Consider the following 24641-nt stretch of genomic DNA (forward strand, 5'->3'; position numbering starts at 1 on the left):
GGATTTATTTAGACAATTTTACTTGTTTTATTGTGGTTTGATGTTCTAAAAACCAAGTATATGTTTTTTGTATACCTGCTAATAAATCTGTTTTGTAAGACCATCCTGCTGATTTAAGTTTCGATACGTCCATCAATTTTCTTGGTGTACCATCTGGTTTTTCAGCATCCCAGATAATCTCCCCTTCATGGCCAGTTACACTTTGAATAGTCTCAGCCAATTGCTTAATTGTAACATCGGTTCCCGTACCTACGTTATATAAATGTTCTGGAAGTACATTATTTACAGCAAATACTACAGCTTCGGCCATATCATCTACATATAAAAATTCGCGCATAGGTGTGCCACTTCCCCATAAGGTTACTGGCGCATTACCATGTTCTTTGGCTTCATGAAACTTACGAATCATGGCTGGTAGCACATGGGAAGTTTCTAAATCGAAATTATCGTGTGTGCCGTATAAATTTGTAGGCATCAAACTCACAAAATCTTTCTGGTATTGCTTTCTAATCGCTTCGCAAGCCTTAACACCTGTTATTTTTGCAATAGCATACCACTCGTTGGTAGGTTCTAAACTATCGGTTAATAAATAGGCTTCTTTTAAAGGTTGCGGCGCTAATTTTGGATATATACAGGAGCTACCTAGAAAAATAAACTTTTTGACATCCAATTTATGAGCAGCATCAATAAGGTTATTTTGAATCTGTAAATTCTCCATTAAAAACTGATACGGATAATTGTTATTTGCTAAAATACCACCAACACGTGCAGCAGCATCGATAACAACATCGGGTTGTTTGTCTATAATGAATTGATTTACAGCTTTCTGGTCACGTAAATCCAATTCCGAACTTGTACGCCCTATAAGATTTGTAAATCCATCGGCCTCTAAAGCTCGCCAAACAGCTGAACCAACCATACCACGATGGCCTGCTATATATATTTTTGAAGTCTTGTCCATAAATATTGATTTAGATTTTAAATTATTCAAAATAATTTAAAATCTCGTAACCTCCATCCTTAAGATATTGGTCTTTCTGCATCAGCTTTACATCACTCTTCATCATATCCTTCACTAAGTCTTGCAGTTCAAACTCTGGTATCCATCCTAGTTTTGTATTAGCTTTAGTGGCATCTCCAATTAATAAATCAACCTCTGTAGGTCTGAAATATTTAGGATCAACCGCTAGAACTTCTTTCCCAATTTCTAATTGATATTCAGGATTGTCACAAGATGCTACATAAGCTTTCTCTTCGACTCCTTCACCTTTAAATTCTAAAGTGATTCCAACTTCGGAAAATGCCATGCGTACAAAATCTCTAACTGGAGTCGTTTTACCAGTAGCAATTACCCAATCTTCGGCTTCATCGGCTTGAAGAATCATCCACATCATACGCACATAATCTTTAGCATGTCCCCAATCGCGTTGCGCATCTAAATTTCCTAAATAAAATTTATCCTGTAATCCTAAAGCAATACGAGACACAGCTCTTGTAATTTTACGGGTTACAAATGTTTCTCCTCGAATTGGTGATTCGTGATTAAATAGAATACCATTACACGCATACATGCCATAAGCTTCACGATAATTTACGGTAATCCAATACGCATACATTTTGGCAACCGCATACGGACTACGCGGGTAAAACGGCGTGGTTTCAGACTGTGGTACTTCTTGTACTTTTCCATACAACTCTGATGTTGATGCCTGATAAATTCTCGTTTTCTTTTCCAGTCCTAATAATCGTACTGCATCTAAAATACGAAGTGTCCCCAAACCATCGGCATTACCAGTATATTCTGGCACTTCGAAAGACACATGTACGTGACTCATAGCCGCCAAATTATAAATCTCATCTGGCTGAATTTCTTGAATCAAACGAATTAAATTCGTACTATCAGTCATATCGCCATAATGTAAAAAGAAATTACGTTCATCGACATGCGGATCCTGATACAAGTGATCGATACGATCGGTATTAAATAATGAAGAACGACGTTTTAAACCGTGTACCTGATATCCCTTTTTCAATAAAAACTCACTCAAGTAAGCTCCATCTTGTCCTGTTACGCCTGTAATTAACGCTACTTTTTGTTTCATTAGACTGATAAAATTTAAATCACCTTTTGGTGTAATTTCTAATATTTTTTCACAGAGGTCACGTTTCCATTCTGGTGCGACCTATGTTATTTGATTTTTTAATGTTCTGACAAGAATTAAATAAATCTATTTATAATTAGTATTATTTCTACAAACGCTTATCGACAATAGCATCTGGTAAGATACCCTTAACATCATAAATAATTCCTTGACTCGATTTTAATTGACTGATATTAATCGTTAAAAATGCCTTATGTGCAACAGCCAACACTATACAATCATAAATAGTATCACCTAAATCCGATAATAAATCTATTTCAAATTCTTCTTTCACTTCCAAACTATTTGCCCACGGATCATAAACATCTACATCAACATGAAACCCCTTTAATCCGTTGTAAATATCAATTGCCTTAGTATTTCTAATATCTGGACAGTTTTCCTTAAAAGTTATACCTAATAAAAGAGCCTTAGCTCCTTTAACACATTGCCCTTTTCCAATCATGGTTTTAACAATTTCTTGCGACACATAATTCCCCATGGTATCGTTTAAACGCCTTCCCGCAAGTATAATCTCTGGATGATACCCAACTTCTTGAGCCTTTTGAGCCAAATAATAAGGATCCACACCTATACAATGACCGCCTACCAAACCTGGTTTAAAAGGCAAAAAGTTCCATTTGGTACTAGCCGCTTCTAATACGTCATGCGTATTAATATTTAATAAATTAAATATTTTTGCCAATTCGTTAACGAAAGCAATATTTATATCCCTTTGGCTATTTTCGATAACTTTTGCTGCCTCAGCTACTTTAATGGAAGTAGCTTTAAAAGTTCCTGCAGTAATTATAGACTTATATAACACATCTACCTCTTCAGCAATTTCAGGTGTTGACCCTGAGGTTACTTTTAATATTTTAGACACCGTATGCTCTTTATCTCCAGGGTTAATTCGCTCTGGTGAATAACCCGCATAAAAATCAACATTAAACTTTAAACCAGAGAACGACTCTAAAACTGGTACACATTCATCTTCCGTCACCCCTGGGTAAACTGTAGATTCATAAATAACAATATCGCCCACTTTTAAAACACGTCCAACGGTTTCTGAAGCTTTGATTAAAGGTGTTAAAACTGGTCGATTATTTTTATCTGTAGGCGTAGGGACGGTTATTATAAAAATATTGGCTTTGGATAAAATAGCTTCATTAGAAGTTGGCACCAAACCCTTCTTATTACTTTCAAACAAATCATCTTGAACTAAAACATCTTGTAGTTGACTCGAACTCACTTCCAAAGTATGATCTTCTCCCTGCAACAACTCCGCTACCCGCTTCCCATTTATATCAAAACCAATAGTTTTATATTGTTTTGCAAATTCAACAGCTAATGGTAAGCCAACATAGCCTAAACCAATAACCGCTATTGTTTTTTCTTTCAATTGTTTTGTCATCCTTAAACTTCCGTTAATTATGTAAAATCCACGGCTCCGCCGTGGTGCATCCCATTTCGGGTTGCTCCCAACGTATTTATTTCTATTTTATTTTTTACTGCAATTGCAGTTTCACTACATATCCTAAATCTTTCAACACCACCCAACATTGGTTTCCCGACACATGCTTCACCTCTCCTGACTGGTCTTCAAAACCAAAGTTGCTCAACTCCAATTGTGTTCCTGGACCAATAGCCTCAACAGCATTAAGCTCCATACCATTATTTTGTTCCACTTCTTTAAGCACTTCCACTTCATGCTCTCTAACCACAACTGGCTTTCCTCCCCAAAACATATATCTTACAACACCAGAAACCGCAAACACCCTATCTCTATCTTGCTCTGGCAACTTCACTAATATCATAGATGGCAACAAGGGCACTACAACTTTTTTCTTTCTGTCGCTCCAAACGCGCATTTCGGTTTTTACAGGACAATAAGCTTTTACTCCTAAAGCATTCAGTTGCTCAGCAACCTTCTTTTCACCTCTCGACTTTGTATACACCACATACCATTTCTCTTCCATCACACCTGTGTTGTATCCTCTTCTATACGTTTATCATAAATCACAAAACCATCGTCGTGAGAAAACGTACTGGTAAAGGAAAAACTCACCTTCCTCCCTATCTCCTGTTCAATTTTTCCGGCCATCTGATTAATATAAACCGTATTTAAATCTTCACCTTCAACAACTACATCTATCAATCCACTATCTACACCCTTCGCATAATCTCCAACAACTATAACACGAGATACCTCGCCCATACGCTGTAAAACCGTACGTACGATAGTATCTATCCCTACATATTTTCGCACCATATTTTGTAACGGCACAAACAACGGATGTTGTGTATTTGCTTTGTATGTAACTTTGTTTTGCTCTTTACCTTTACCAAGGTAACCTGCGGAAGACAACTGATTAAGTTCTTTACGAACAGCGTTTGTAGACTCGTTAAACTCTAGAGCTAAGCCACGTAAATACCCACTGTTGTTTGCATTAAGAAACAACTTAACCAATATCCTGATTCGGGTTTTTGAGGTGATTAGGGACTCTAGCATTTTGATTAATAAACGAGTAACAAAACTACTCTTTTTTATTTATTACAAAAATATTTTTGCAGAAGTTTTTACCGAAAACGTTTTTGTTTACCGAAATTTAACACTCTAGTCAACCAAACCAAAAAAGACTGGAATTCCATAAGTTTGAAAACAGACTGAAAGTTCTATTATTTGTGTTCATTTTAGCCACAAATACACGAATATTTTTTATAAAAACTATGTCAAATGTTCGTGCATTCGTGGCGCAAAAATATTTACAGAAAATGAAAGTCCTGCACTAACAGCGCATATTTTCAACTAACGAACAAGAACAATGATGCAACTAAAAATCAACACTCTATCAATTTGCTAAATGATATTTTTAAATAATTCCGAAGTAAGGTTACTATACAGATACGCCACAGCTCAAGTATAGATACTTCATGGATAACGTATTAAAAAGCGATTATTCCAACGAAAAAATCACCAAGACAATTAAATCAAATAACCACATAACTGATTCACCATCTAATACCCTACGAAGTTAAAATTCAACATTTGCTTAGCCTTGGCATAAACCTGAGGAAATTGCCCTTTAAACTCAGTAGGACGTTCTATAAAATGCTCCATGATAACGGCAAGAAAATCGAACTGGTTCAAAATTTGATGATCCTTAAAAAAACGAGACTCCATCAATTCTTTACGCAGCCCCTCGTTTTTGGTTAGCATACGCGCCAGCTCTTTAAAAGAATCTGAGAAAATAGTAGAGCTCACATCGCCTTCCTTCATACTATTAAAATGAATAGCATGGGTAAACTCAAAAATACCAACATTCACAGTATTATTAGTCATTTCTAGACCATGCATAAAATCTTCCCAAGAAATAACAAGCGTTTTCAATCTCGGATTCATTTCACCTTTATGATAAGCATCGCTAGAGCTGGAGTAAAATTTGTTCGGATAAATAAATATCTTATCGATTAAACCAATAAAGAAATCTCTAAAACCAAATGTTAAAATAACCGCATGCGCAGAAATTAACAACTTCATGTCGTGAGTAACAGTTAATCCATCACGTCCAATAAACTCTTTATCATTAATAAAAGCAATAACACGATGATCGAAATACAGGCGTTGTTTTTCGTTTAAAGATTTATAAAAATTAAAATTCTTATACAACAACGCTTTATCGGCGTCATTAAGTTTTTTAAGCGCCATATAAAAATGAACAAACAGTGGTTTTTTAAAACGAATAACATACACCATTTCAATCATTTTAAAGGTATAATACACCATAATAGATATCAAAAGCGCAAGAAAAACGCCCAAAATAAGCTTACTCGGTAAGCTAAACTGTTGCAACGAAGATATAGCCAAAGCCATAGTTTAGATTTTTAAAGTTAGTAAAGCGAGGGAATTTTGAATACTAAAGATAAGCACAAATACCTGACTATAGTAGTGATACACAAAGTTTTAGATAAGACTAAAGAATTTACCGATAAGCAACCTATTTTACAAATACATACACCATTTCGTCTTAAAAATTGGTATTTTATCAAAAAACAGAAAGTTTAATCGTATATTAAAACACACAATATAAATTTATTTATCTTTGTACCACCTAAACTATTATTTAGTTAAATACCAAACACTTACTACAGGTAAGTTGCTATGAATCTTAAAAATTAATAACTATGAAGAAAATTTACTTTTTATTATTATGTTGTATAACGCTTGCATCTGCTAGTTATGGACAAGATGTGACGATTGGCTCTCAAAATTTCGACACTGAAAGCACATGGAATTATTCAACTACTCCAACAGCTCCAATAAACACTGCTGCTACTCAATGGAGGGTGCTTGATATCCTTGGATCAATAGGAACAGCTGATGATGGAGATTTCTTTTTTGGTTTACAGAATAGCGCCAAGACTCCAGCTTCTAGATTAAATTACTATTTAGAATTTGATGATTTAGATATTAGTGAATTTGAAGATGTTGTTGCTAGCTTCGACTATGAATATATAGCTCAAAATCAAAATTTTGTACCTACCCTAACTTATCAGTTATATGTAGATGGTGAAGAATTTGCTTCAGAGACTTTAGCTTCCAACGCATTAAATTCAGGATCTGGTTCTGGAACTGTATCAATCAATGTGCCCAATAATAGCTCAATAATAGCTTTTTATATTCAGGTAAATTATCCTGCAGGTTTTCACAACAACTATGCAGCTGCAGTTTTTTCTTTTGACAACTTTAAAGCAGTTGCTATAGATTCTTTTGACGGTTTCATTTATCAAGGTGGACTTTGGACAGGAGGCACAACGGAACACCCTATTCCTGATAATGAAACGGGTGATAGTAATGCCCTTATTGTAGACGGCACATATATTATAGACTCCGCCATACAACTACAAAATGTATACACTGAAACTGGAGCTGGTATAACTATAGCCCCAACAGGTTCTTTAACAGTTAACGATATTACTACAGCTAACAACCTATTAATTGAATCTAATTCTCAGAATTATGGCTCTTTAATAGTTAATGGATCTCCAATTGGTAGTGCTAGGTATTCAAGACATGTTAATGAAGCTACAAGCGATTTAATCTCTTCACCTTTACCAGGAGAATTGTTTTCAGATTTCGCAATAACAAATGCCGACAATATGGTAGATGCAGGTACAAATCAAGTACGTTTTGGCCCTTACTCCAAGCTTTCTGGTAGCTACCTTAACTGGTCTACAGAAGAAGTGATAGAAGGTGAAATTTTAGAAGCAGGTGAAGGGTATCGTTCACAAACTAACTCAAACGGCAACTTCTTTGTCTTTTCTGGAGATATAGAAACAGGATCAGTATCTCGTTTTGTTTTATATACCGATGAATATGCATCGCAATGGAATTTAATTGGAAATCCATACACGTCTTATCTTGATATTGCAAATTTTGTTTCAACCAATGAAGATTTATTTCAGTCAGGGAAAGAAGCTGTTTATGGTTACGACGGGAATGCTTCTGATGGTTGGTTAGTTTATAATCTAAGTTCTGGTGTGCAAATGGCACCTGGGCAAGGGTTTTTCGTTGCGATCCCTTCATCAAGCCCAGACGCGTACATGGTTTTCAATCCAGAGATGAGAACCAATGGTCCTGGCGATGACTTTATAGCCGGCAGAACAACAAACATTAATAAAACGCACTTTAAATTAGCAATGAACAGTGGTGAAACAACGCGACACACTACAGAAGTATACTTCAACGATATCGCAAGTTTAGGTTTTGATAAAGGTTACGATGCCACAATTTATGGCAACAATGCCTCAGGTTACACCCTTTTCACACAAATGGTAGAATCTAATCCTGACTTTAAAATAGCCATCCAAACATTACCTAACAGTAATTTAGCAACTGGAATTGATATCCCGCTTGGTATAATAGCCCCAAAAGGACAGCAAATTACTTTAGAAATTAAAGAATCTACTTTAAGCGAAAGTGCAACAGTGTACTTAGAAGATACTAAAACAAACACCTGGACTCTTTTATCGGATAAAGCTTACACCTTTACTACCGACGAAAAACTGTCTGGCTTGGGCCGCTTTATTCTACATACAACCGACGACAGTAAACTTAGTATAGAAGACAGCACCAAAGATCAAATACAAATATTTACAGGTGAACGCTCTATAAAACTTAAAGGACAATTATATAGAAATACCAAATTAGCCATTTTCGATATCCAAGGTCGACAAGTACACAATACTGTTTTAAATCAAACGGTTAATGAATATACTATTAACACGACTGGTTTAGGCAGCGGTATTTACATTGTTCGCATAGAAAATAATACTGGAAACCAAATCTCTAAACGTGTTATTTTAAAATAACATTTTGTTTACCAAAAACTTATTTTATATTTACACTTATGAAAAAGGAAATAAAACATACAGAAATCACTCGTAAAGAAGCCATTAAAAAACTAGGTAAATATGCAGCCTTTACTGCTGTAGGTACGTTTGCTGTGTTAAATCCTTTACGAGCTCAGGAAACAAGCAACCCACCAGATCCAGATGCATCAAGAACTAGTGGCGAAGCTACAATTGACGACAGTAGTGCTCCTGCTAACAGTAGTACCATTCAGGATACCCAAATAGACAAAAATCAGGTAAAAAGCAACTTTTAATATAAAACGATATTGAAAGGTTTTTTAAAACCTAGATATACACAATCCGTTAACGATTTAATGGTTTTATGGTTTGAGCCTTCAAATCAATACACTATTGTCGATAACGGATTGTTTTTTTGTTTGCAAACGTATTTTGATACGGATACAGAAAAGCAATGCGTTTCTCTTTATAAAAAACAATTTCAATTAAGCTCGGTTCAAGCCGAACAATTGCTTAACGATGTTGAAAAATTTCTCACCGACCGAAATTCTAATATTATTGAAGAGAGCATTGCGCAATTAGACCATCCAATCGAAAAACCAAATTATGTTCTTACCAAATACTATAGTAGTTCAAAGAAAATCTTCTGTATAAATTATGAATCAGAGGACCTTCTAACATATATCCACCCGCAATTAGCACATTTAGAAACCACTAAATACAGCAAAACAGATTTCTATTTTAATCTTTCAATTAAAAATAATTTACATTTATTATATAAAAACGATGTCTTTGTAAGAGCTTTCCCAACCAATCACTACCACAAATTACAAGGCAGAATTTATATGGAACTCATAAATGCATTGCACAATAAGGTGAACCACGATTGGATTGGAGTATTTCATGCTTCGACAGTCTCCAACAACAGAGACTCAGTGATGTTAATCGGGCAATCCGGCAGCGGCAAAAGCACCTTCACAACACTATTAACCTGCTCTGGTTATTCCTTAATTGCAGACGATAACACACCGTTACTAAATACAGATTTCAATGTATATCATTTGCCAAATGCTATTTCCACTAAAGAAGGGGCTTTCAATACACTCCGCGCATACATCCCAAATATAGATGAACTCGAAAACAATCATTTAAGAGCTTATAAAGGTGCTATAAAATACATCCCAGCACTAACACCCGATAAGTTACAGGTCCCCTGCAAAACCTTAGTTTTAATAAACTACCAGAAAGATGCTGCTACAGAATTAAAGCGTATTAACGCTAAAAAAGCTCTAGAAATTCTTATTCCCGATTCTTGGATTTCGCCAAAACCAGAAAATGCCAAAGCCTTTTTAGAATGGTTAACAACACTCAGTTTTTACAAATTAACGTATAGTAATAATGAGGATGCCATTTTAAAATTTCGTTCTATTTTGCCCATTTAATTGTAAATTACAGTTCAATTCAACAACCATTTATGCCTTACATACACTCAACGTATTTTACGATTGCCAGTATATTAAGTTTTGAAACCGATGTTACCGAATTAAAAGCGTGTATCCAGAAATCGCCTATCGATTGGGAAGATGTGGTTCGTGTAGCGAGTAGTCATTTAATTATTCCTGTAATATACATTAGGCTTAAAAGTAAAGGATTGTTAGATAGTATTCCCGAAGACCTTGTGTTGTATTTAGAAGAAATAAACCGGTTAAATTTAGAACGAAACCTTCAAATTTTAGAAGAAGTTACCACCTTAAGCGCATTACTTAAAGCGCATAATATCGATCATGTATTTTTAAAAGGTGCTGCTATGCTCGCTAGCGGATTATACGAATCGATTTCCGAACGTATGATTGGGGACATTGATATTTTAATTGCGCAACACCAAATAGACCAAGCTTTTCATTTACTAAATACCGCAGGTTACACCAAGCATTACGATTTTGATTACGAAGTAAAACATCACAGGCATTATCCGAGACAAGCTTCCGAGCATAAATTGGCCGCTGTGGAGCTACACACCAATGTCTTAAAATATAATCATCATCATTTATTAGACATTAATGACATGTTGCAAACCAAAGAAGAAATTAACCAAATAAACGTCCCCAATAATTACTTCCTGAATTTACATAATATTTTAGCATGGCAAATTAATGATGATGGCTATTACTACAACCATCTCTCATTAAAGAATAGTTACGACAGTCTGGTTCTTAAATTATTCAACAATAAAACGCTTATAGAATCACTCGCAAAAACTCCAGTATGCGCCCATTATCTTGCTTTAAACAAAGTGCTCTTTCCAGAATATCAGCTTCCACCTTTAAAGCAACATTTAGAACGCAAACAAAATGATTATCGTTACGCCATTAACCATCGCAACTATTTAAAGACCACATACAGGCTAAAGCGATATTACATCAATATTAAAGACCGGGTCATCACTTTTGCTACCAACAAAAGTTACCGATCGCATATTTTCAAGAATAAGCTATTTAAAAAGAAGTAATTTTATACTAATTATTGCAACTGTTTTAAGACTTCTTCTTTCTCTATAAACCCAGAATGTACCCAGATTTTAGTTTCATCTTTATACAATTGCAAAACAGGTAAAGCAGCTACATTTAACGTTTTGCAGAGGGCTTTATTTTTATCGGCATCTATTCTAACTACTTTAACCGTAGTTGCCATATCGGATGCTATATCGTTTAAATAAGGTTCCATCTTTTTACACGGTAAACACCATTCGGCATAAAAATCGACCAATACTAATTTATCCGACACCAACATATGCTGAAACTCAGCAAGACTCATCCCAGAATCTACAACCTCCTCGGCTACTTCCTTACGGTTTTCACTACGCCATTTTACTATTCCTCCATCCAACTCATACACGTATTTGAAACCTTCATTTCGTAGATATTCGGCTGCTTTGGCACTTCTACCTCCACTCAAACAATATACTAGTATTGGCTCTGATGGATTTAAAGCTGAAATTTGATCAGTAAAACTATCATCCTTCCAATTGAAATTTTTAGCATCCTCTAAATGACCACCATTAAATTCCTCTGGAGTTCTTACGTCTATAATTTGTAGGGTTTGTTGTTCTTCAATAATTTGAGCCACTCCAGATGGAGCAAGTAACCTATGTTCATCTTGCTGACAAGCCATAACACTTAAAAACATTAAGCCTAAATACAAACGGATTAAAAATTGTGCTTTCATGCCGTAAATGTATAGAAATTGCAGGTATACTACGAGCGAACCTTTGATTTTAACGAATGTTTATATTATAAAACAACAAAGCGCCATTAACAGTTGTTAATGACGCTTTTTATGGTGACCGCGGAGGGATTCGAATAATAAAAATAGATTATAACAGATTATTATAGAATTTCCTTTATTAATGGCACTTTACACGCACTAAGGTTATAAAATGATTTAAAATAATTTAAAATATAACAACATAATTGTACCGCAGATTGTACCATTTTGTATATTTACATTGTTCAAATTATTCCTTATGGCAAAAATAAACTTCATATATCGGAGCACTAACGATATAGGCAAACTTTCAATAAGGTTTGTTCACGGAAAAGAGATAGATTATAGGGTTGCAACTCCCATAGAATCAAGAAAAGAGTATTGGTTTAAACGAACTACACGTAAAGGAAAAACCATAAACAGACATCTTCAATTAAAAGACCTCCCTAACAACGGTTCTTCTCAATTTAAAAATCATAAGGAAGAATTAACAAACATTCAAGATTCTATTATTGAACACTTCATTTCCGACTATAATAAAGGGGTGCCTATAACCTCAAAATGGTTAAAGAAAAAGGTTTTTGATTTGACTAATGTTTTGGACACTAAAACCAAGATAGACGCAATTTCAAAACAAATAACCGAAGCGAAAAACAAAAAGGACCAGGAAGAAAAAGAAATAATAAAGGCCAATCTTCTAGAATCCGCAATAAAAAAAATGTTCGTCAAATATAAAACCAACGAGAACGAACTTAAAAAGTATAAGGTTACTTATAACATGCTTTTGAAATATCAAGAGGCAAAAAAAATAAAATTCAACATCAAAGACCTTAATCAAGATTTTGCAGATGAATTTATGAACTGGAGTGTCCTTGATATGAGGTACAGCAAATCTTATACAAACGCGCAATTGAAAAGGTTTAGAAGTTCGGCAGTAAACGCCTATGAAAATGATGATAAAGATTATATCCAAGTAAGTAAGAAGCTTAAAACATTCAAAATGTTTGATAAAGTCTACAAAGACAAAATTGTTATTACATTAAACTATAATGAACTAGACACCATAGACGAAACCAAACTTGAAAACGAATCGTTATTCGATGCGAAAAAAGCAATTTTAATAGGTTGCGAAACAGGTTTAAGATACTCCGACTTCAACAAATTAAATGATGAAAATATTCAAACTATAAACGGTGTGGATTACTGGAAATTCAGAACAGAAAAAACCGATACAGTTGTTCAGATCATAATCACAGAAAGAATTAAATACTTGATTGACAAATATGGGATTCCTCAAACCAACTATCCAGACAACGGAGTAAAACTTAATGAGGACATAAAGGAAGTTTGCGAAGAAGCAGGCATTAAAGAGCTGGTAAAAGGCAGCAAAGCAGAAGTAATTAAGGTTGAAGGAAAAAAGGTTATCAGAAATATTAGAGGTGAATACCCTAAATGTAAATTAATAACATCGAGAACCTTTAGACGTTCGTTTGCAACTAACTATTATGGAAAAATTGACACAGCATTAATAACAGCCATAACAGGCCATTCCACAGAAAACCAACTTAGAGCCTACATTAACAATAAAGACGAAAGCAATATAGAAAGAACCAAGGAACAAATAGACCATTTCCACAACACGCGAACGAAAGAAACCAATAAGCCTCATAAACTTAAAATAATTTAGAATACGGCAGTAAACGAATAGGCAACGCAACAAAAAAGTTCAAATGAAATCAGACAAAAATCAATCCGGCTTAGACTTTAGGACATACTTTAACTATAAAGAATTCAAAGAAAACTATTCACAAGACAAAGAATATTATAATGAAAAATATCCAGACAGTACAGAAATTCATTTCATAGAGGAAGGCATTAAACATTATGAAATTTGCTTACAAAATGTAACGTACATTACCTCAACATCTGGAGAAGAAATAATAGAGTCAGAATATATCGGCACAAATTTACATCAAGTTATCCTATTTAAAATCAAGGACGGTAATAATGTTGTTATTGAAGAAGAAAGAAAACGTTTAAAATATGCTTTCGAGAGAATTCTAAACTACTTTATAAGTGAAAAAAATAACCATGAAATGTTTTTCGGATCTGAGAAGTATGAAAAAACCAACGTTATTGAAGACAACACGAGAGATCATGAGTCGGAAAGTTTTAAATTATTTGACAAAATAAGATATGAGGAAATAGGTGATTTTGATATGACTATTTTGTTACAGGAAACCTCAAAAAATTATAATATTGAATTATTGAAGGCCTTACTATACGACTTATCTTTTTATCTCTTTGAAGAAAAAGAAACACAAGAAAACGGATATACTTCTGAACAAATAGACCTTGCCATTAAAGAAAGAATAAATAACGGCCTAGAAGTGCCTTTAAATACAACCACTAAACCTAAAAACCTTACACAAAAAGGAGAAAAATTATTCCAGAACATGCAATCAAGTATAGATTTGGAAGGCTTATTGTTCCCCTATGAATTCTTTTCGCTTTATAGGTTTGAACAAAAAATTAAGAATAAAATTAATGAATTAGAAAATAAAGGAATTAATAAAACTAACATAAAATTGCAATGGCATGGAAAAAATGTAGAATTTACAGAGTTAATAAAAGCATTACATGTTAATGGTACATTTAAGGGAACCTATGAAAACGCCATCTTAAGTGCTTCTGAATTTTTTGGGGTAAAGATTAATCCAGAAACCATACCTCAACAATTGCAAGAAATAAAAAAAAGGAACAACGGTAATGAAACTAAATTCCTAACTAATTTAACAGAGACTTTATACAACGAGTTACAAAACAAAACAAAATGAATTAAAACTAACCATAGGTAGGCCATACCTATGGGTTAAAGCACTTGAAATCAATGCAATTTAGCCAAATATTAATCTTTCAAATATTTGGAAAATGCAAGCAATTAAATTAGAATTACCTACAGAGTTCAAGTCTGACATTGACTTAATCAAATCAGAACTAAAGGAACTTAAATCAAAGTTCTCTCCTAAAAAATCTGAAGAACTTTTAACAAGGAATGAAGTTGGAGACTTCTTCAAAATCAATGCTAGTTCTGTTCATAACTGGACAAAGAAAGGCATCTTGACCGCGTATCAGTGCGGAGGCCGCGTCTATTACAAACGTGCTGAGGTAGAAAAAGCCATTGTTAAACTTAATAAGTAAAGCAATGGCAACGCAATACCCGATAATGATAACCCATGTATTTCAAGAAACTACAGGAGGAGAATACAACACAGTAAAGCACTACGAGTTAAAAGAAGTCAGAAACGGAGTTTCACAACTAACCAACAAATTAAACCTTAGTAAAGACCAAAGTTTTGCAAAATCTAGTCCAGACTATTGGTTAAAAGTTAGGGAAGGTGATAAATGGAGCGAATGTTTAACAGGGCTTTTTAAAATAGGTAAAAAGAACTTCTACAGAGGGGATATTGATAAGAAAAAACACCTCTTATTATTCGAATTCTCTCAGGGATATAGTATTCTAACGATCTACTATTTTCAAAATTTCTACACAAAAGATTTTCTAAATCTAACAAAGCAAATCAAATAGTACTCACAGAACATAAAAAAAGACGGGTATTCCTCCCGTCTTTTAAATCGTTCAAATGAGTAATACTTGGCAACGCATTACCTAACAACAAATATAAAATAATTCTTTGATAGAATATCCTATAAAAGTCCTTGAATGTACGATAATTTGCCCTTTTTCACCTCCAATAAACAGCAAATAGAAAACTTTCTTAATAGTGGTCTATTAAAACCTGTAAACGAATATGTAGGATACTGCAAGGATTCTGGGGAGCAGTACACTACTAAAAGAACTTATAAATACTACAACCTTTTTTTCACACTAACATACACTTCTAAGGATGAATACGATGAGTTAAAATGCAAGGGTTCATTTCATTATCTTATGAACCAAGGGAAGCACAATGCAGACAAAGTCAATTTTACAAAGGCGAAACATTTTTTACTAGAGTTCGCTAGTCTATTTAACGTAGACCTATTTAAGTTAGAATTAAACCCTCCTGAGTTTGGTTTAAATTTATCAATACCCTTTGATATTACCGAGGTAGTACAATATACTTTTTGTGAACAACGGAAGGAATTTAGTTTTAATCCTCCACACATTAAGACTTCTAAAATTTCGGGCAGTCCTGCAAATGATAACCGTTTAAAGTTCTACAGTAAATCCCATGATTGCCCTAAATATTCTGAAGACAATATACTAAGAACAGAATGGCAAATAAAGAAAACAAGAGTGCTAAAACGCATAGGGATAAAGACAGTAGGAGACTTGCTTAATATTGATAATTGGAAAAAAATAAGTGAGAAACACATTGAGAAGTTTAAGCACTTAATTATTTATGATTACACTATAATAGCACCACCTTCAAAAAGAATTCAAGAGAAACTAAACAACTACAAAAGCGACAAGTATTGGAGAGCTTTAATTGAAGATTGTAAGCTTGAAAATTGCTCTTATGATAAGTACAATGATAAAAAAGAGGACTTAAATAAGTTGTCAAAAAAATACGGTTCAAACCTAATAGGAAAAATCCTTGAAATCATGCGTAAACAGTGGGATTGGTTTTTAATAGAAGAAAAACACCCTAACTATGCACCACTTTTAAATCCTAACTATGCACCATTTATAGAGTGCATAGCCTGCACAAACAAAGACAGTCCTAGAACTTGTTTAGTTACTGGCCTTGACATTTCGATGCAAAAAAAGAGTGATAAATTAAGTCATACAGGGTTGAGGTTTTATCACAAGTATGATAAAGAAATATTTGAAATGATAAAAAGTAAGTTTCTTTCTAAGAATTGGATAAACTCAGACTATGAAACTCAAATAAAAGAAATTGCTCATAACATAAGAAACGCACACAGTAACCAGAACAGGAGACAGAAAGGACTTTATTCAGAAAATCAAATGCGACTTTTCAACATCACTTAAACTCTAATAAAATGACAAAAACAGAATTCGGTAATTTAGAATTTGGAAAAAAAATGAATACCATTAGTACATTGGGGCAATTAGTCGGGCAACTACAAAAGGACCACGAATCCCTTCTTTGTTATGCTGTAGACAAATTCTTTGTTGAGGTAATCTATGAAACAGAAACACATGATTTATTAAGGTTGGTAGTTTTTGAAGGTGGTAGGCAGTTAGACAAATACTCGAATTTAAAAACAGAAATTTAATTTACTTGTTCCTAAAAAAGAACTTATTAAATTCTTTTTTGCGACTGCTTTTATAAATTTACTGTAAATCAGTTTTTAATTATGACAAAAAAAGCCACTCTATCCTACTCTACATTTCTACAAAATTCAGGAATGACCGAATTTCTGATAATGTTCTTAACATTTGCTGAACATCCAGAAAAAGAAAATCTAAAATTGAATTTAGAAAAAGCTCTTAGAAAGGCAGCCCAAGCCAGTAAAAGCGAAATTAACATATTGGCCGAATTCTTAGAAAAGAGTGATAGTGAGGCTCTCTTTGACGTTGGGTTGTATGAAGATATATTTGGGCAAATGGCCTATTCTAGGTTAGTAGATAGTTGTTTATGCTATTTTAAAGAAGTGCTATCTGAAATTGTTAGAATCAACCCAAAAATATTAAAATCTAGAGACACGGAACCCTTAGATTATATCCTCTCTTTTGATAACATGGATGATCTAATAGAAGATTTAGTAGAGAAAAAGATTTCTCAATTATTTTATGGAGGTGTTAATGACATAGAGAAATATTTCAAGTCCAGACTGAACATTGAATTATTTGAAACTATTGAAGACAAAAAAGAGTTCAATCAATTGATAAAACAAAGAAATTTAATAGTTCATAATAGAGGCATAATTACAAAAGAATTTACAAAGGAATTTCCGATTTACTCTGGACATGAAGGAAGTATGATAACTTTTGGATTCTCAAAAATATCAATGATTAATAACTATTTAATAGAATTCCTTTACAACCTAGATAAAAGGCTCTCAGAAAAATTTAAATTGAAATTAATAAGTTTAACAGACTAAACACTCTAATAACACTCAAATATGATAGATAATTTCGGAGATAAAGTAAACACAAATGGTTTTGATAAAAGACCAGAGGACACGAATAAGGGAGGGCGTAAACCGTCTATAAAAAATCAAATGATAGAACTCTTAGAATCCAATGGAGAAATGATAATCCAGCCTGAAAATGTTATCAAAATAGAAGACAATGGATCGGTAAGGATTAAAATCGCTACAGAAATGCAACTTGCAATGAAATTAAACGATTGGGCAATGAGTAAAAAAGGTTCTGACAGTTTAAAAGCCTTACAAATAATATTAGAAACTATTGACGGTAAGGCCAAACAATCAGTAGATGTTACTTCAGGAAATAAACCTATATCATCCGTTATGGGTAAACGTAAGATTATCATACAGGAATTCAATGGTAATGATGAGGTTTAAAGACTCGAATTTTGTTAACTTTAATAAACCATTTTTTAAAACTATGAAGGCTTTTTTACTGTGCTTATTTATAACTCTTAGTGTTTATTCTCAGGATAGTTTTACCATAACCAAGGAAGGCTATAATACATTTGTTCAGGAGGTCACCTCAACAAAACAAGAATCTTACAAAAAGGTAAAACTAAACGTAGTTAACAATTGTGATATTCTAAAAAACTGTATCGTTTCAGAAGTTGAAAATGAATACATTAAATTCAAGTATTTAGATAACACAACATACTCTTGGGAAACAAAAAAAGGTAAAAAACGAGAGTATGAATATGTAATTATTCCTGAATTAGAAATTGAATTCAAAGATTATAAAATAAGGGTAAATGTAACCTCTGTTTATTCTGTAGGCTCTGATGGGCAAACGTATTTAGTAGAACCAGACCAGTACTTCACTAGAAATGGTGAATATATAAGCAATCTTGCTGCTATAGGTAAAAAGGTTGCTATAGAAAACTCCGTAAATAAAAAAATAGAATCCATGTTTGAAGAAACTAAGGATTGGTAAAATAATTAACTTTGTTACAGGAGCAAACCGCGGCTCAACAATAACGGTATTTAAGAATTTATAAATTAAAACGTACCGTTATGGCAAGTGATGAAATACTATTTAAGGTAGCAGCAGACCTTTCTGGGTTAAAAGACGACCTTCAAGACCTTTCTGGATATTGGGAAAAACACAATAAAGAAATAGCCAAAGGAGAAAAGGCTATGAACGACTATACAACCAATACAGTAAAAGACTATGAAAAGGTAAATCAAGCCCTTAAAAAAAACACCAAACAATTAACAGAGGAAGCAAAAGCAGCCGTTATACTTGAAAAACAAATACAATCATTAAACGAAGCAAATAAGCAATCCTTCAATGACGAACAGTTAAAAGAATTCAACTCCTCTCTTTCATTAATTGAAAACAACCTACAAAATTTAAAGAACTTAGACCTAAGTTTAGAAGATTTAGATTTATTAACAAAGAACCTAAAAGAAGCTTCTAACGATTTTGAAGTACTCAATACCTTAATTGAGTTTTTTGACAGTAAGTTAAAAACGGCCTCTAATAACACAGTCAATAGTTTTGATTCTATTAGTTCTAAAATCGAGGAGACCAAACTAAATATAAAATCCACAGAAGACTACATTAAATCGGTCAATGACCAGATTAAAAACACGGCTCCGGGTAAATTTCAAGCAGAACTAATACAAGAAAGAGAAGCCGCTAAGAAAGCATTAATCGAAGAAAAAGTCGCGCTCGAAGATTACAAAGCACAAATAAAAAGTGTCGCTAAAGAAAACGTAAGTCTAGAAACCCAATTAAGACGGGTAAAAGATGAGTTAATAGAGCTGGAATTAGAAGGTAAACGTGGTTCTGCAAGATGGGAAGAACTTCGTGATAAAGCTGCACAATACAATGAGGTAATCAGAGACACAAACCAAGAATTAAACCGTGCATCTTCTCACACCTCGAATTTAGATCACTTACTTGGTGCCGTAAGTGGTTTAGTTGGTGCATTTAGTGCCGCTGAAGGAGCAGCAGCATTATTTGGAGAACAAGAGGAAGAATTAGAACAAACATTAATAAAGCTTAACGGTGCTATAGCCCTATTAAACGGACTGCAAGCCGTACAAATAGAATTAGCCAAGAAAGACACTCTAGCCTATAAAGGGTTAACACTAATTCAAAAACAATATTCTATAGCAGTAGACACCTCAGCAAAAGCCACCTCTCGCCTATTGGCAGCAAGTAAACTTTTAGGAGTCGGCTTATTGATTGGTGCTTTGGCTGCTATTGTTGTGTATTGGGAAGATATCGCTAAATGGATGGGGATAGTTAACGAGGAGACAGAAGAAATTAACACCTTGAATAAGGAAACTAATTCCATTTATACCGAACAAGTAGCAAAGTTAAAAGTAATGATTAGTGCCGTTGAAAGAGGTAGCGCAACATTAGATCAACAAAAAGAAGCAGTCAAAGACTATAACAAAGAATTTGGAAACACATTAGGAGCCGTTAAAAATTATATTGAACTAGAAGAACGCCTTATTACTAACGGAGATAAATACATTAAATATCTTCAATTAAAAGCAAAAGCAGAAGCAGCAACTCTTTTGCAGATAAACAAAATACAAGAAGCTTTAAAATTAAGAAATGAAGTTGAGGCTTCACCGTTTGACTATGTAAAATCTATATTTGGAGATAAGACGCCAAATGAATATGCAAAAAAAGAAAATGAGGAAGCAGCCCAAATAGCAGAACAGGCAGCGGAAAGATACCGAAAAATAGCCGATGAGGTTAAAAAAGAAAGTCTTGAATTAGCAAAAGAATTAGGTATTACTGGAAGCGAATCGACAAAAACTTTAGGTGACACAGTAACAAAATATGAATCACTATTAGCAAGTTTAGTAGATAAAGGAAAGCAATTACAACAACAAGGAATCGAAAGCAATCGCGAGCGCGAAAAAGCAGCCTTAAACGCCCAGTTGGAAGAAGAAAAAGCAGCGTATTTAAAACAGATAGATAATTTAAATGCAACCGAAGAACAAAAATTGATTATTCGTAAAAAGTACGACGAAATCTACAACAAAGAAACGGGCACGGCATACGAGCAGTTACGGAAAGATACTAACGAGATAGACGAAAAGTACAATAAACAGTTCGAGGAGAGTAGGTTTAATGCCATTTCCGCAATTAACGAGGTCTATAATCAAGAGGCAAGAACCGAAAGGATAGCAATAGGCAGAAAATGGAGTAAGATAAGGGAGGAACTAGGTAAACAATTAGCCGAAACGGAAGATTACGCGGATAAATTGGATATAAAAAACAAGCTCAAAGCCATCACAAATATTGAACAGCAAGAAATCACAAACTTTGATATAAATACAGGCTTAGAGCGTATTAAAAGAGAAAAAGAAATAGCAGATTCAATCCTCAAAATTTATCAATTAAACTCACGTGAAATCATTAACAATGAAAAGTTAAAATCAATTCAACTATTAGCAAATGAGAAAGACTTTTTAGAAAAGCAACTCAAAGTTTATAGAGATAGTTTGAAGTTCGAAGATCAATCTCTTTTTGAACAATTGATAGCAGATTTGCAGGAAGTTGATTCAGAATTAGAATTGAATAATATTTCTGCAAAATTAAAACAGGTATTTAGTCCAGAAGTAACCACTGATATTTTAAAGATTGTAGAAGCACTTAAAAAGGTAGGTATAGAAATCAAAGATATAGGGGAAGCAACTAAAAAGGAAACATTTTCAAAAGGGCTTAGTAAATGGACTGCTTCTATAAGGTCTTTTAGTGAGCAACTTGGAAAAGCCTTGGGGTTAGACGGGATAAAGAACAAAGAAGCTTTAAAGGCATTTTCAGACAGCCTAACCACCTCGATTGAAACCTCATATAGAGCATTAGAATCATCGTTACAAGCAGAAGTAGAATATCATCAGGAAAGAGTAAACCTCATCAATGATACAATTAGCGAAGTAGAAAATCAAGTTCAGAAAGAAAAGGATTTGTACGATGAAGGCTATGCTAATAATTATGAATTAAGAAAAAAGGAGCTTCAAGATTTAAAGGATTTAAAACGCCAGGAAGAAGAAGAACTTAAAAAAGCCCAAGAACGTAAAAACAAGTTAGCAAAGGCAGAACTTTTAGCCAATGCCGCACAGCAAACATCAAACTTAATAACAGCCGGAACAGAGATATTAAAAGCCTATTCAGGAATCCCTTTTGCAGGAATATTATTGGCCGCAGGTTATATAGCGTCTATGTTTGCCTTGTTTGCACAGTTTAAATCTCAAGCACAACAAGCACAAAGCTTTAGGCAAGGTTTAAAAGAGGGGGCACTTACTTTAAATGGTCCTCGCCACGAGCAGGGCGGTTTCGGTTTGTACGATTCCAAAAGTGGCCGTAAGGTGGCAGAGTTTGAAGATGGAGAAAAACTTTATGTTACAAATAGAAGGCAACAAGGCAGGTATAGCGATATTCTAGACGCCTTAATTGCAGATTCGCAAGGTCGCGGCAATCTAGAAGAATTTTTAAAACAAAAATACGGTGTGCCAGAAGTAGGCAAACAAACTACCCAAGTAGTTAGGCACATTAACCGTGTTACGGTACAGGCAGCGCAGGCAAAAGAGCAAGCCTCAAGTAAAAACGATGGTGTTTTAAAAGAGCTTAAAGAGTTCAAAGATGCTTTTAAAAGTGAGTTCGATGGTTATAAAAACGAACGAGACAACACCACTACCTCTTGGGAAACTAAAGAATTCTACTTTGTTAAAAAAGGACAGACAATAAAAAAATACCCTAAAAAAACTACTGAAGAATGAAGTGGAGATTTGAAATAGAGAACGCCTTAGATACATTCGATATCACCCCTAATTCAGGAAGAAATTTATCTATCCAATTCACAAAATCAGATGAAAGGCGATTTGATTATGAAGAAGAAATTAAAGATATCGTTCTAATAGGAAATGATTATAAATACTTCTACAATTTAGAAAAGTCGGACACTAGATGCGAACTGCAAACCTTTAGAGTTTACATGACTTGTGGTGGACAAGAAACCGTTAGATTTGAGGGTATATTTGCTATGAGTTCGGGAGTTTGGGATTTAGAAAGGTGCACCGTTTCTTTTAAGGTTAAGAATTCAAGCCCGTATAAATGTATTGAAAACGATAAGTCTAAAAATTTATACGATTATAATCTCCCCCTATATGCCACAGACTGTCCAAGTTATTTTCTAAATACATTAACATGCAATAACAAGGATGATTGTTTAGATTGTAAAGAATTTGGAACTACAGAAGAATTAGAACTCACAGGATGGACACTAATGCATGAAAAAACTGTAGACGCATCTAATGTTAGAGTAGATTTTAAACTATATGCAAGGGAAGAAATGTGGGTGCCTTGTGGACAGCCAACAACAGACGATTGGATTTTACTTGAAAACTGTGTACAGCATATATTCACGGTAGACAATGAAACTCTTTATGTAGATAAATATTACAGGGTATATAGTTCTGAAAATGAATCTTTCGAGCCTGTTCTTATTGGAGATAAACATTTTCAAACAGGTGGATCAAATCAATGTTATTATGCTAATTTAAAAACAAGCGTTCCTATTGGTCCTCGATATTTCTTTGTAAACGGTTTTAAACTATTAGACGTTATTCAGGCCTTTATAAATGATTATTGCCCCGGATTAACAGTGGTTTCAGATTTCTTTCAATGGAATCCAAAGAATCAAACCAGCATCAATTACGTAACAGGCGAAACAAATTTATGGACAAATTTAATACTACATCAAAAGTCCGATGTAAAACGCATGTATCCTAATTACAGGAATCCTTCTACAAAAGCAGAAATTAGTTTTCCAGAATTATTTAGCGATATCTTAAACACATTTAATTTAGGATATAAGATAGAGAGTGGAGAATTTATAATTGAGCATGTAAGTTGGTTTATAAATAACCTAGGACTTGATCTAACCTCATCAAAGTACTCAAATCACTTAAGAGGCACGAAAAAATATTCTTATAACACTACTGACTGGTACAAATACGAAGAATTTTCTTTTATGGAGTCTGAAAATTTAGATTTTGTAGGAACTGACATTGTTTATAACTCAGAATGTTTAGAAGATAACACAAAATCAAAGCCAATCGATGTGAGCAATATTACAACCGATATCATGCATATCATTTCAGACCAGATAAAAGGAGAAGACAAAGTGTCTTTAGATGGCTTTACACTTGTTGCATGTGAAAGCTCAGGTTCTCTAAGAAAAATTTACAACGATAGTAACATTTCAAATGGCTATAGAGACTTATTAACCTTTAAAACAATTCAAGTGAACCCAATTCTAGATACAGGTATTACAATTAACAACTCTTTATCTTGGGCTTATCTACACGACAAGTTATGGAAATACGGTCGAATATTTTTAAACGGCAGCATGAATGGTGTAGACACAAATTTTACAACTAAAGTTCCTGCTATTAATCAAGAGCCTATTAATGTAATTCTAGGCTGTACAGACCTAAAAAACTTCAACCCTTTAGACAAAATAAAAAGTTCTTTAGGTTGGGCTTTTGTTCGGTCTGCCGAACTAAAATTGTATCAATGTGTTATGACATTAGAATTGCAATTAGAATCAATACAAGATACCAGAGGCAGCGGAAACACAGAATACGGAGACTTTGACGGAGACTTTGACGAAAACTTTGATTAACTATGAATAAAAAAGGGAGGTTAACCCCTCCCTTTGCCTTTCTAAAATAGAACTAAACCTAGTCTATACTTAATTAAAGTTTGTT

The 24641-nt window shown here is 33.9% G+C and carries 22 protein-coding genes; 15 read left to right on the forward strand and 7 right to left on the reverse strand.

Annotated features, from left to right (window positions below):
• Positions 1-4 precede the first annotated feature (4 nt).
• The 6 genes from ACR9EA_RS13780 to ACR9EA_RS13805 all read right to left on the reverse strand — a co-directional run bounded on the left by ACR9EA_RS13780 (position 5) and on the right by ACR9EA_RS13805 (position 6015).
• Positions 5-961 (reverse strand): GDP-L-fucose synthase family protein, encoded by a 957-nt coding sequence (locus ACR9EA_RS13780; protein WP_435134214.1) that lies wholly within the window; start codon positions 959-961, stop codon positions 5-7.
• Between the two features lie 22 nt (positions 962-983).
• Entirely contained in the window at positions 984-2102 is a 1119-nt protein-coding gene (gene gmd / locus ACR9EA_RS13785) for a GDP-mannose 4,6-dehydratase (RefSeq protein ID WP_435134216.1), read from the reverse strand.
• 148 nt (positions 2103-2250) lie between these two features.
• On the reverse strand, positions 2251-3543 hold the full coding sequence (locus ACR9EA_RS13790) for a nucleotide sugar dehydrogenase (protein WP_435134219.1): 1293 nt from the start codon (positions 3541-3543) through the stop codon (positions 2251-2253).
• 106 nt (positions 3544-3649) lie between these two features.
• A complete protein-coding gene (locus ACR9EA_RS13795) occupies positions 3650-4120 on the reverse strand; it encodes a UpxY family transcription antiterminator (RefSeq protein WP_435134222.1) in 471 nt (156 codons plus the stop codon).
• Entirely contained in the window at positions 4120-4653 is a 534-nt protein-coding gene (locus ACR9EA_RS13800) for an ArsR family transcriptional regulator (protein ID WP_435134224.1), read from the reverse strand. The genes ACR9EA_RS13795 and ACR9EA_RS13800 overlap by 1 nt, the downstream gene beginning before the upstream one ends.
• A 507-nt stretch (positions 4654-5160) precedes the next feature.
• Positions 5161-6015, reverse strand: a complete 855-nt coding sequence (locus ACR9EA_RS13805) for a zinc-dependent peptidase (protein ID WP_435134226.1) — start codon at positions 6013-6015, stop codon at positions 5161-5163.
• Between the two features lie 311 nt (positions 6016-6326).
• On the opposite strand from ACR9EA_RS13805, the gene ACR9EA_RS13810 reads away from it, so the two are divergent.
• Genes ACR9EA_RS13810 through ACR9EA_RS13825 form a run of 4 tightly spaced genes read left to right on the forward strand, consistent with a single transcriptional unit; the run spans position 6327 to position 11022 of the window.
• Complete coding sequence (locus ACR9EA_RS13810) at positions 6327-8513, forward strand: T9SS type A sorting domain-containing protein (protein WP_435134229.1); 2187 nt, start codon at positions 6327-6329, stop codon at positions 8511-8513.
• A gap of 38 nt (positions 8514-8551) precedes the next feature.
• The gene (locus ACR9EA_RS13815; protein ID WP_435134231.1) at positions 8552-8809 is read left to right on the forward strand and encodes a hypothetical protein; all 258 of its coding nucleotides are present in this window, start codon (positions 8552-8554) and stop codon (positions 8807-8809) included.
• Positions 8810-8821: 12 nt separating this feature from the next.
• Positions 8822-9955: a hypothetical protein gene (locus ACR9EA_RS13820; protein WP_435134234.1), complete on the forward strand. Its 1134-nt coding sequence runs from the start codon at positions 8822-8824 to the stop codon at positions 9953-9955.
• A gap of 32 nt (positions 9956-9987) precedes the next feature.
• Positions 9988-11022, forward strand: a complete 1035-nt coding sequence (locus ACR9EA_RS13825; RefSeq protein WP_435134236.1) for a nucleotidyltransferase family protein — start codon at positions 9988-9990, stop codon at positions 11020-11022.
• Positions 11023-11033: 11 nt separating this feature from the next.
• On the opposite strand, the gene ACR9EA_RS13830 is transcribed toward ACR9EA_RS13825, so the two are convergent.
• Entirely contained in the window at positions 11034-11738 is a 705-nt protein-coding gene (locus ACR9EA_RS13830; protein WP_435134238.1) for a thioredoxin domain-containing protein, read from the reverse strand.
• Positions 11739-12036: 298 nt separating this feature from the next.
• On the opposite strand from ACR9EA_RS13830, the gene ACR9EA_RS13835 reads away from it, so the two are divergent.
• The 11 genes from ACR9EA_RS13835 to ACR9EA_RS13885 all read left to right on the forward strand — a co-directional run bounded on the left by ACR9EA_RS13835 (position 12037) and on the right by ACR9EA_RS13885 (position 24556).
• Complete coding sequence (locus ACR9EA_RS13835) at positions 12037-13464, forward strand: hypothetical protein (RefSeq protein ID WP_435134240.1); 1428 nt, start codon at positions 12037-12039, stop codon at positions 13462-13464.
• 43 nt (positions 13465-13507) lie between these two features.
• Positions 13508-14614 carry an RteC domain-containing protein gene (locus ACR9EA_RS13840; RefSeq protein WP_435134242.1) on the forward strand — a complete coding sequence of 369 codons (1107 nt, stop codon included), beginning with the start codon at positions 13508-13510 and terminating at the stop codon, positions 14612-14614.
• A gap of 94 nt (positions 14615-14708) precedes the next feature.
• Positions 14709-14978, forward strand: a complete 270-nt coding sequence (locus ACR9EA_RS13845; protein ID WP_435134245.1) for a helix-turn-helix domain-containing protein — start codon at positions 14709-14711, stop codon at positions 14976-14978.
• Positions 14979-14982: 4 nt separating this feature from the next.
• Positions 14983-15366: a hypothetical protein gene (locus ACR9EA_RS13850; RefSeq protein WP_435134248.1), complete on the forward strand. Its 384-nt coding sequence runs from the start codon at positions 14983-14985 to the stop codon at positions 15364-15366.
• A gap of 135 nt (positions 15367-15501) precedes the next feature.
• Positions 15502-16776: a hypothetical protein gene (locus ACR9EA_RS13855; RefSeq protein ID WP_435134251.1), complete on the forward strand. Its 1275-nt coding sequence runs from the start codon at positions 15502-15504 to the stop codon at positions 16774-16776.
• An 11-nt stretch (positions 16777-16787) separates the two neighbouring features.
• Positions 16788-17024 (forward strand): hypothetical protein, encoded by a 237-nt coding sequence (locus tag ACR9EA_RS13860; RefSeq protein WP_435134254.1) that lies wholly within the window; start codon positions 16788-16790, stop codon positions 17022-17024.
• A gap of 81 nt (positions 17025-17105) precedes the next feature.
• Positions 17106-17852 carry a hypothetical protein gene (locus ACR9EA_RS13865; protein ID WP_435134256.1) on the forward strand — a complete coding sequence of 249 codons (747 nt, stop codon included), beginning with the start codon at positions 17106-17108 and terminating at the stop codon, positions 17850-17852.
• A 21-nt stretch (positions 17853-17873) separates the two neighbouring features.
• Positions 17874-18278 (forward strand): hypothetical protein, encoded by a 405-nt coding sequence (locus tag ACR9EA_RS13870; protein ID WP_435134258.1) that lies wholly within the window; start codon positions 17874-17876, stop codon positions 18276-18278.
• Between the two features lie 43 nt (positions 18279-18321).
• Positions 18322-18834: a hypothetical protein gene (locus ACR9EA_RS13875; RefSeq protein ID WP_435134260.1), complete on the forward strand. Its 513-nt coding sequence runs from the start codon at positions 18322-18324 to the stop codon at positions 18832-18834.
• A gap of 80 nt (positions 18835-18914) precedes the next feature.
• Entirely contained in the window at positions 18915-22649 is a 3735-nt protein-coding gene (locus ACR9EA_RS13880; RefSeq protein WP_435134262.1) for a hypothetical protein, read from the forward strand.
• Positions 22646-24556 carry a hypothetical protein gene (locus ACR9EA_RS13885; protein ID WP_435134263.1) on the forward strand — a complete coding sequence of 637 codons (1911 nt, stop codon included), beginning with the start codon at positions 22646-22648 and terminating at the stop codon, positions 24554-24556. The genes ACR9EA_RS13880 and ACR9EA_RS13885 overlap by 4 nt, the downstream gene beginning before the upstream one ends.
• Positions 24557-24641 lie beyond the last annotated feature (85 nt).

The sequence above is a fragment of the Formosa sp. A9 genome (assembly GCF_051200825.1).
GTDB lineage: Bacteria > Bacteroidota > Bacteroidia > Flavobacteriales > Flavobacteriaceae > Formosa.

Coding starts and splice junctions, on each gene's coding strand:
- gmd (WP_435134216.1), bottom strand. CDS start 2,102: ATGAAACAAAAAGTAGCGTTAATTACAGGCGTAACAGGACAAGATGGA.
- ACR9EA_RS13865 (WP_435134256.1), top strand. CDS start 17,106: ATGACAAAAAAAGCCACTCTATCCTACTCTACATTTCTACAAAATTCA.
- ACR9EA_RS13805 (WP_435134226.1), bottom strand. CDS start 6,015: ATGGCTTTGGCTATATCTTCGTTGCAACAGTTTAGCTTACCGAGTAAG.
- ACR9EA_RS13885 (WP_435134263.1), top strand. CDS start 22,646: ATGAAGTGGAGATTTGAAATAGAGAACGCCTTAGATACATTCGATATC.
- ACR9EA_RS13830 (WP_435134238.1), bottom strand. CDS start 11,738: ATGAAAGCACAATTTTTAATCCGTTTGTATTTAGGCTTAATGTTTTTA.
- ACR9EA_RS13860 (WP_435134254.1), top strand. CDS start 16,788: ATGACAAAAACAGAATTCGGTAATTTAGAATTTGGAAAAAAAATGAAT.
- ACR9EA_RS13870 (WP_435134258.1), top strand. CDS start 17,874: ATGATAGATAATTTCGGAGATAAAGTAAACACAAATGGTTTTGATAAA.
- ACR9EA_RS13825 (WP_435134236.1), top strand. CDS start 9,988: ATGCCTTACATACACTCAACGTATTTTACGATTGCCAGTATATTAAGT.
- ACR9EA_RS13780 (WP_435134214.1), bottom strand. CDS start 961: ATGGACAAGACTTCAAAAATATATATAGCAGGCCATCGTGGTATGGTT.
- ACR9EA_RS13800 (WP_435134224.1), bottom strand. CDS start 4,653: ATGCTAGAGTCCCTAATCACCTCAAAAACCCGAATCAGGATATTGGTT.
- ACR9EA_RS13850 (WP_435134248.1), top strand. CDS start 14,983: ATGGCAACGCAATACCCGATAATGATAACCCATGTATTTCAAGAAACT.
- ACR9EA_RS13835 (WP_435134240.1), top strand. CDS start 12,037: ATGGCAAAAATAAACTTCATATATCGGAGCACTAACGATATAGGCAAA.
- ACR9EA_RS13880 (WP_435134262.1), top strand. CDS start 18,915: ATGGCAAGTGATGAAATACTATTTAAGGTAGCAGCAGACCTTTCTGGG.
- ACR9EA_RS13815 (WP_435134231.1), top strand. CDS start 8,552: ATGAAAAAGGAAATAAAACATACAGAAATCACTCGTAAAGAAGCCATT.
- ACR9EA_RS13845 (WP_435134245.1), top strand. CDS start 14,709: ATGCAAGCAATTAAATTAGAATTACCTACAGAGTTCAAGTCTGACATT.
- ACR9EA_RS13855 (WP_435134251.1), top strand. CDS start 15,502: ATGTACGATAATTTGCCCTTTTTCACCTCCAATAAACAGCAAATAGAA.
- ACR9EA_RS13840 (WP_435134242.1), top strand. CDS start 13,508: ATGAAATCAGACAAAAATCAATCCGGCTTAGACTTTAGGACATACTTT.
- ACR9EA_RS13795 (WP_435134222.1), bottom strand. CDS start 4,120: ATGGAAGAGAAATGGTATGTGGTGTATACAAAGTCGAGAGGTGAAAAG.
- ACR9EA_RS13810 (WP_435134229.1), top strand. CDS start 6,327: ATGAAGAAAATTTACTTTTTATTATTATGTTGTATAACGCTTGCATCT.
- ACR9EA_RS13875 (WP_435134260.1), top strand. CDS start 18,322: ATGAAGGCTTTTTTACTGTGCTTATTTATAACTCTTAGTGTTTATTCT.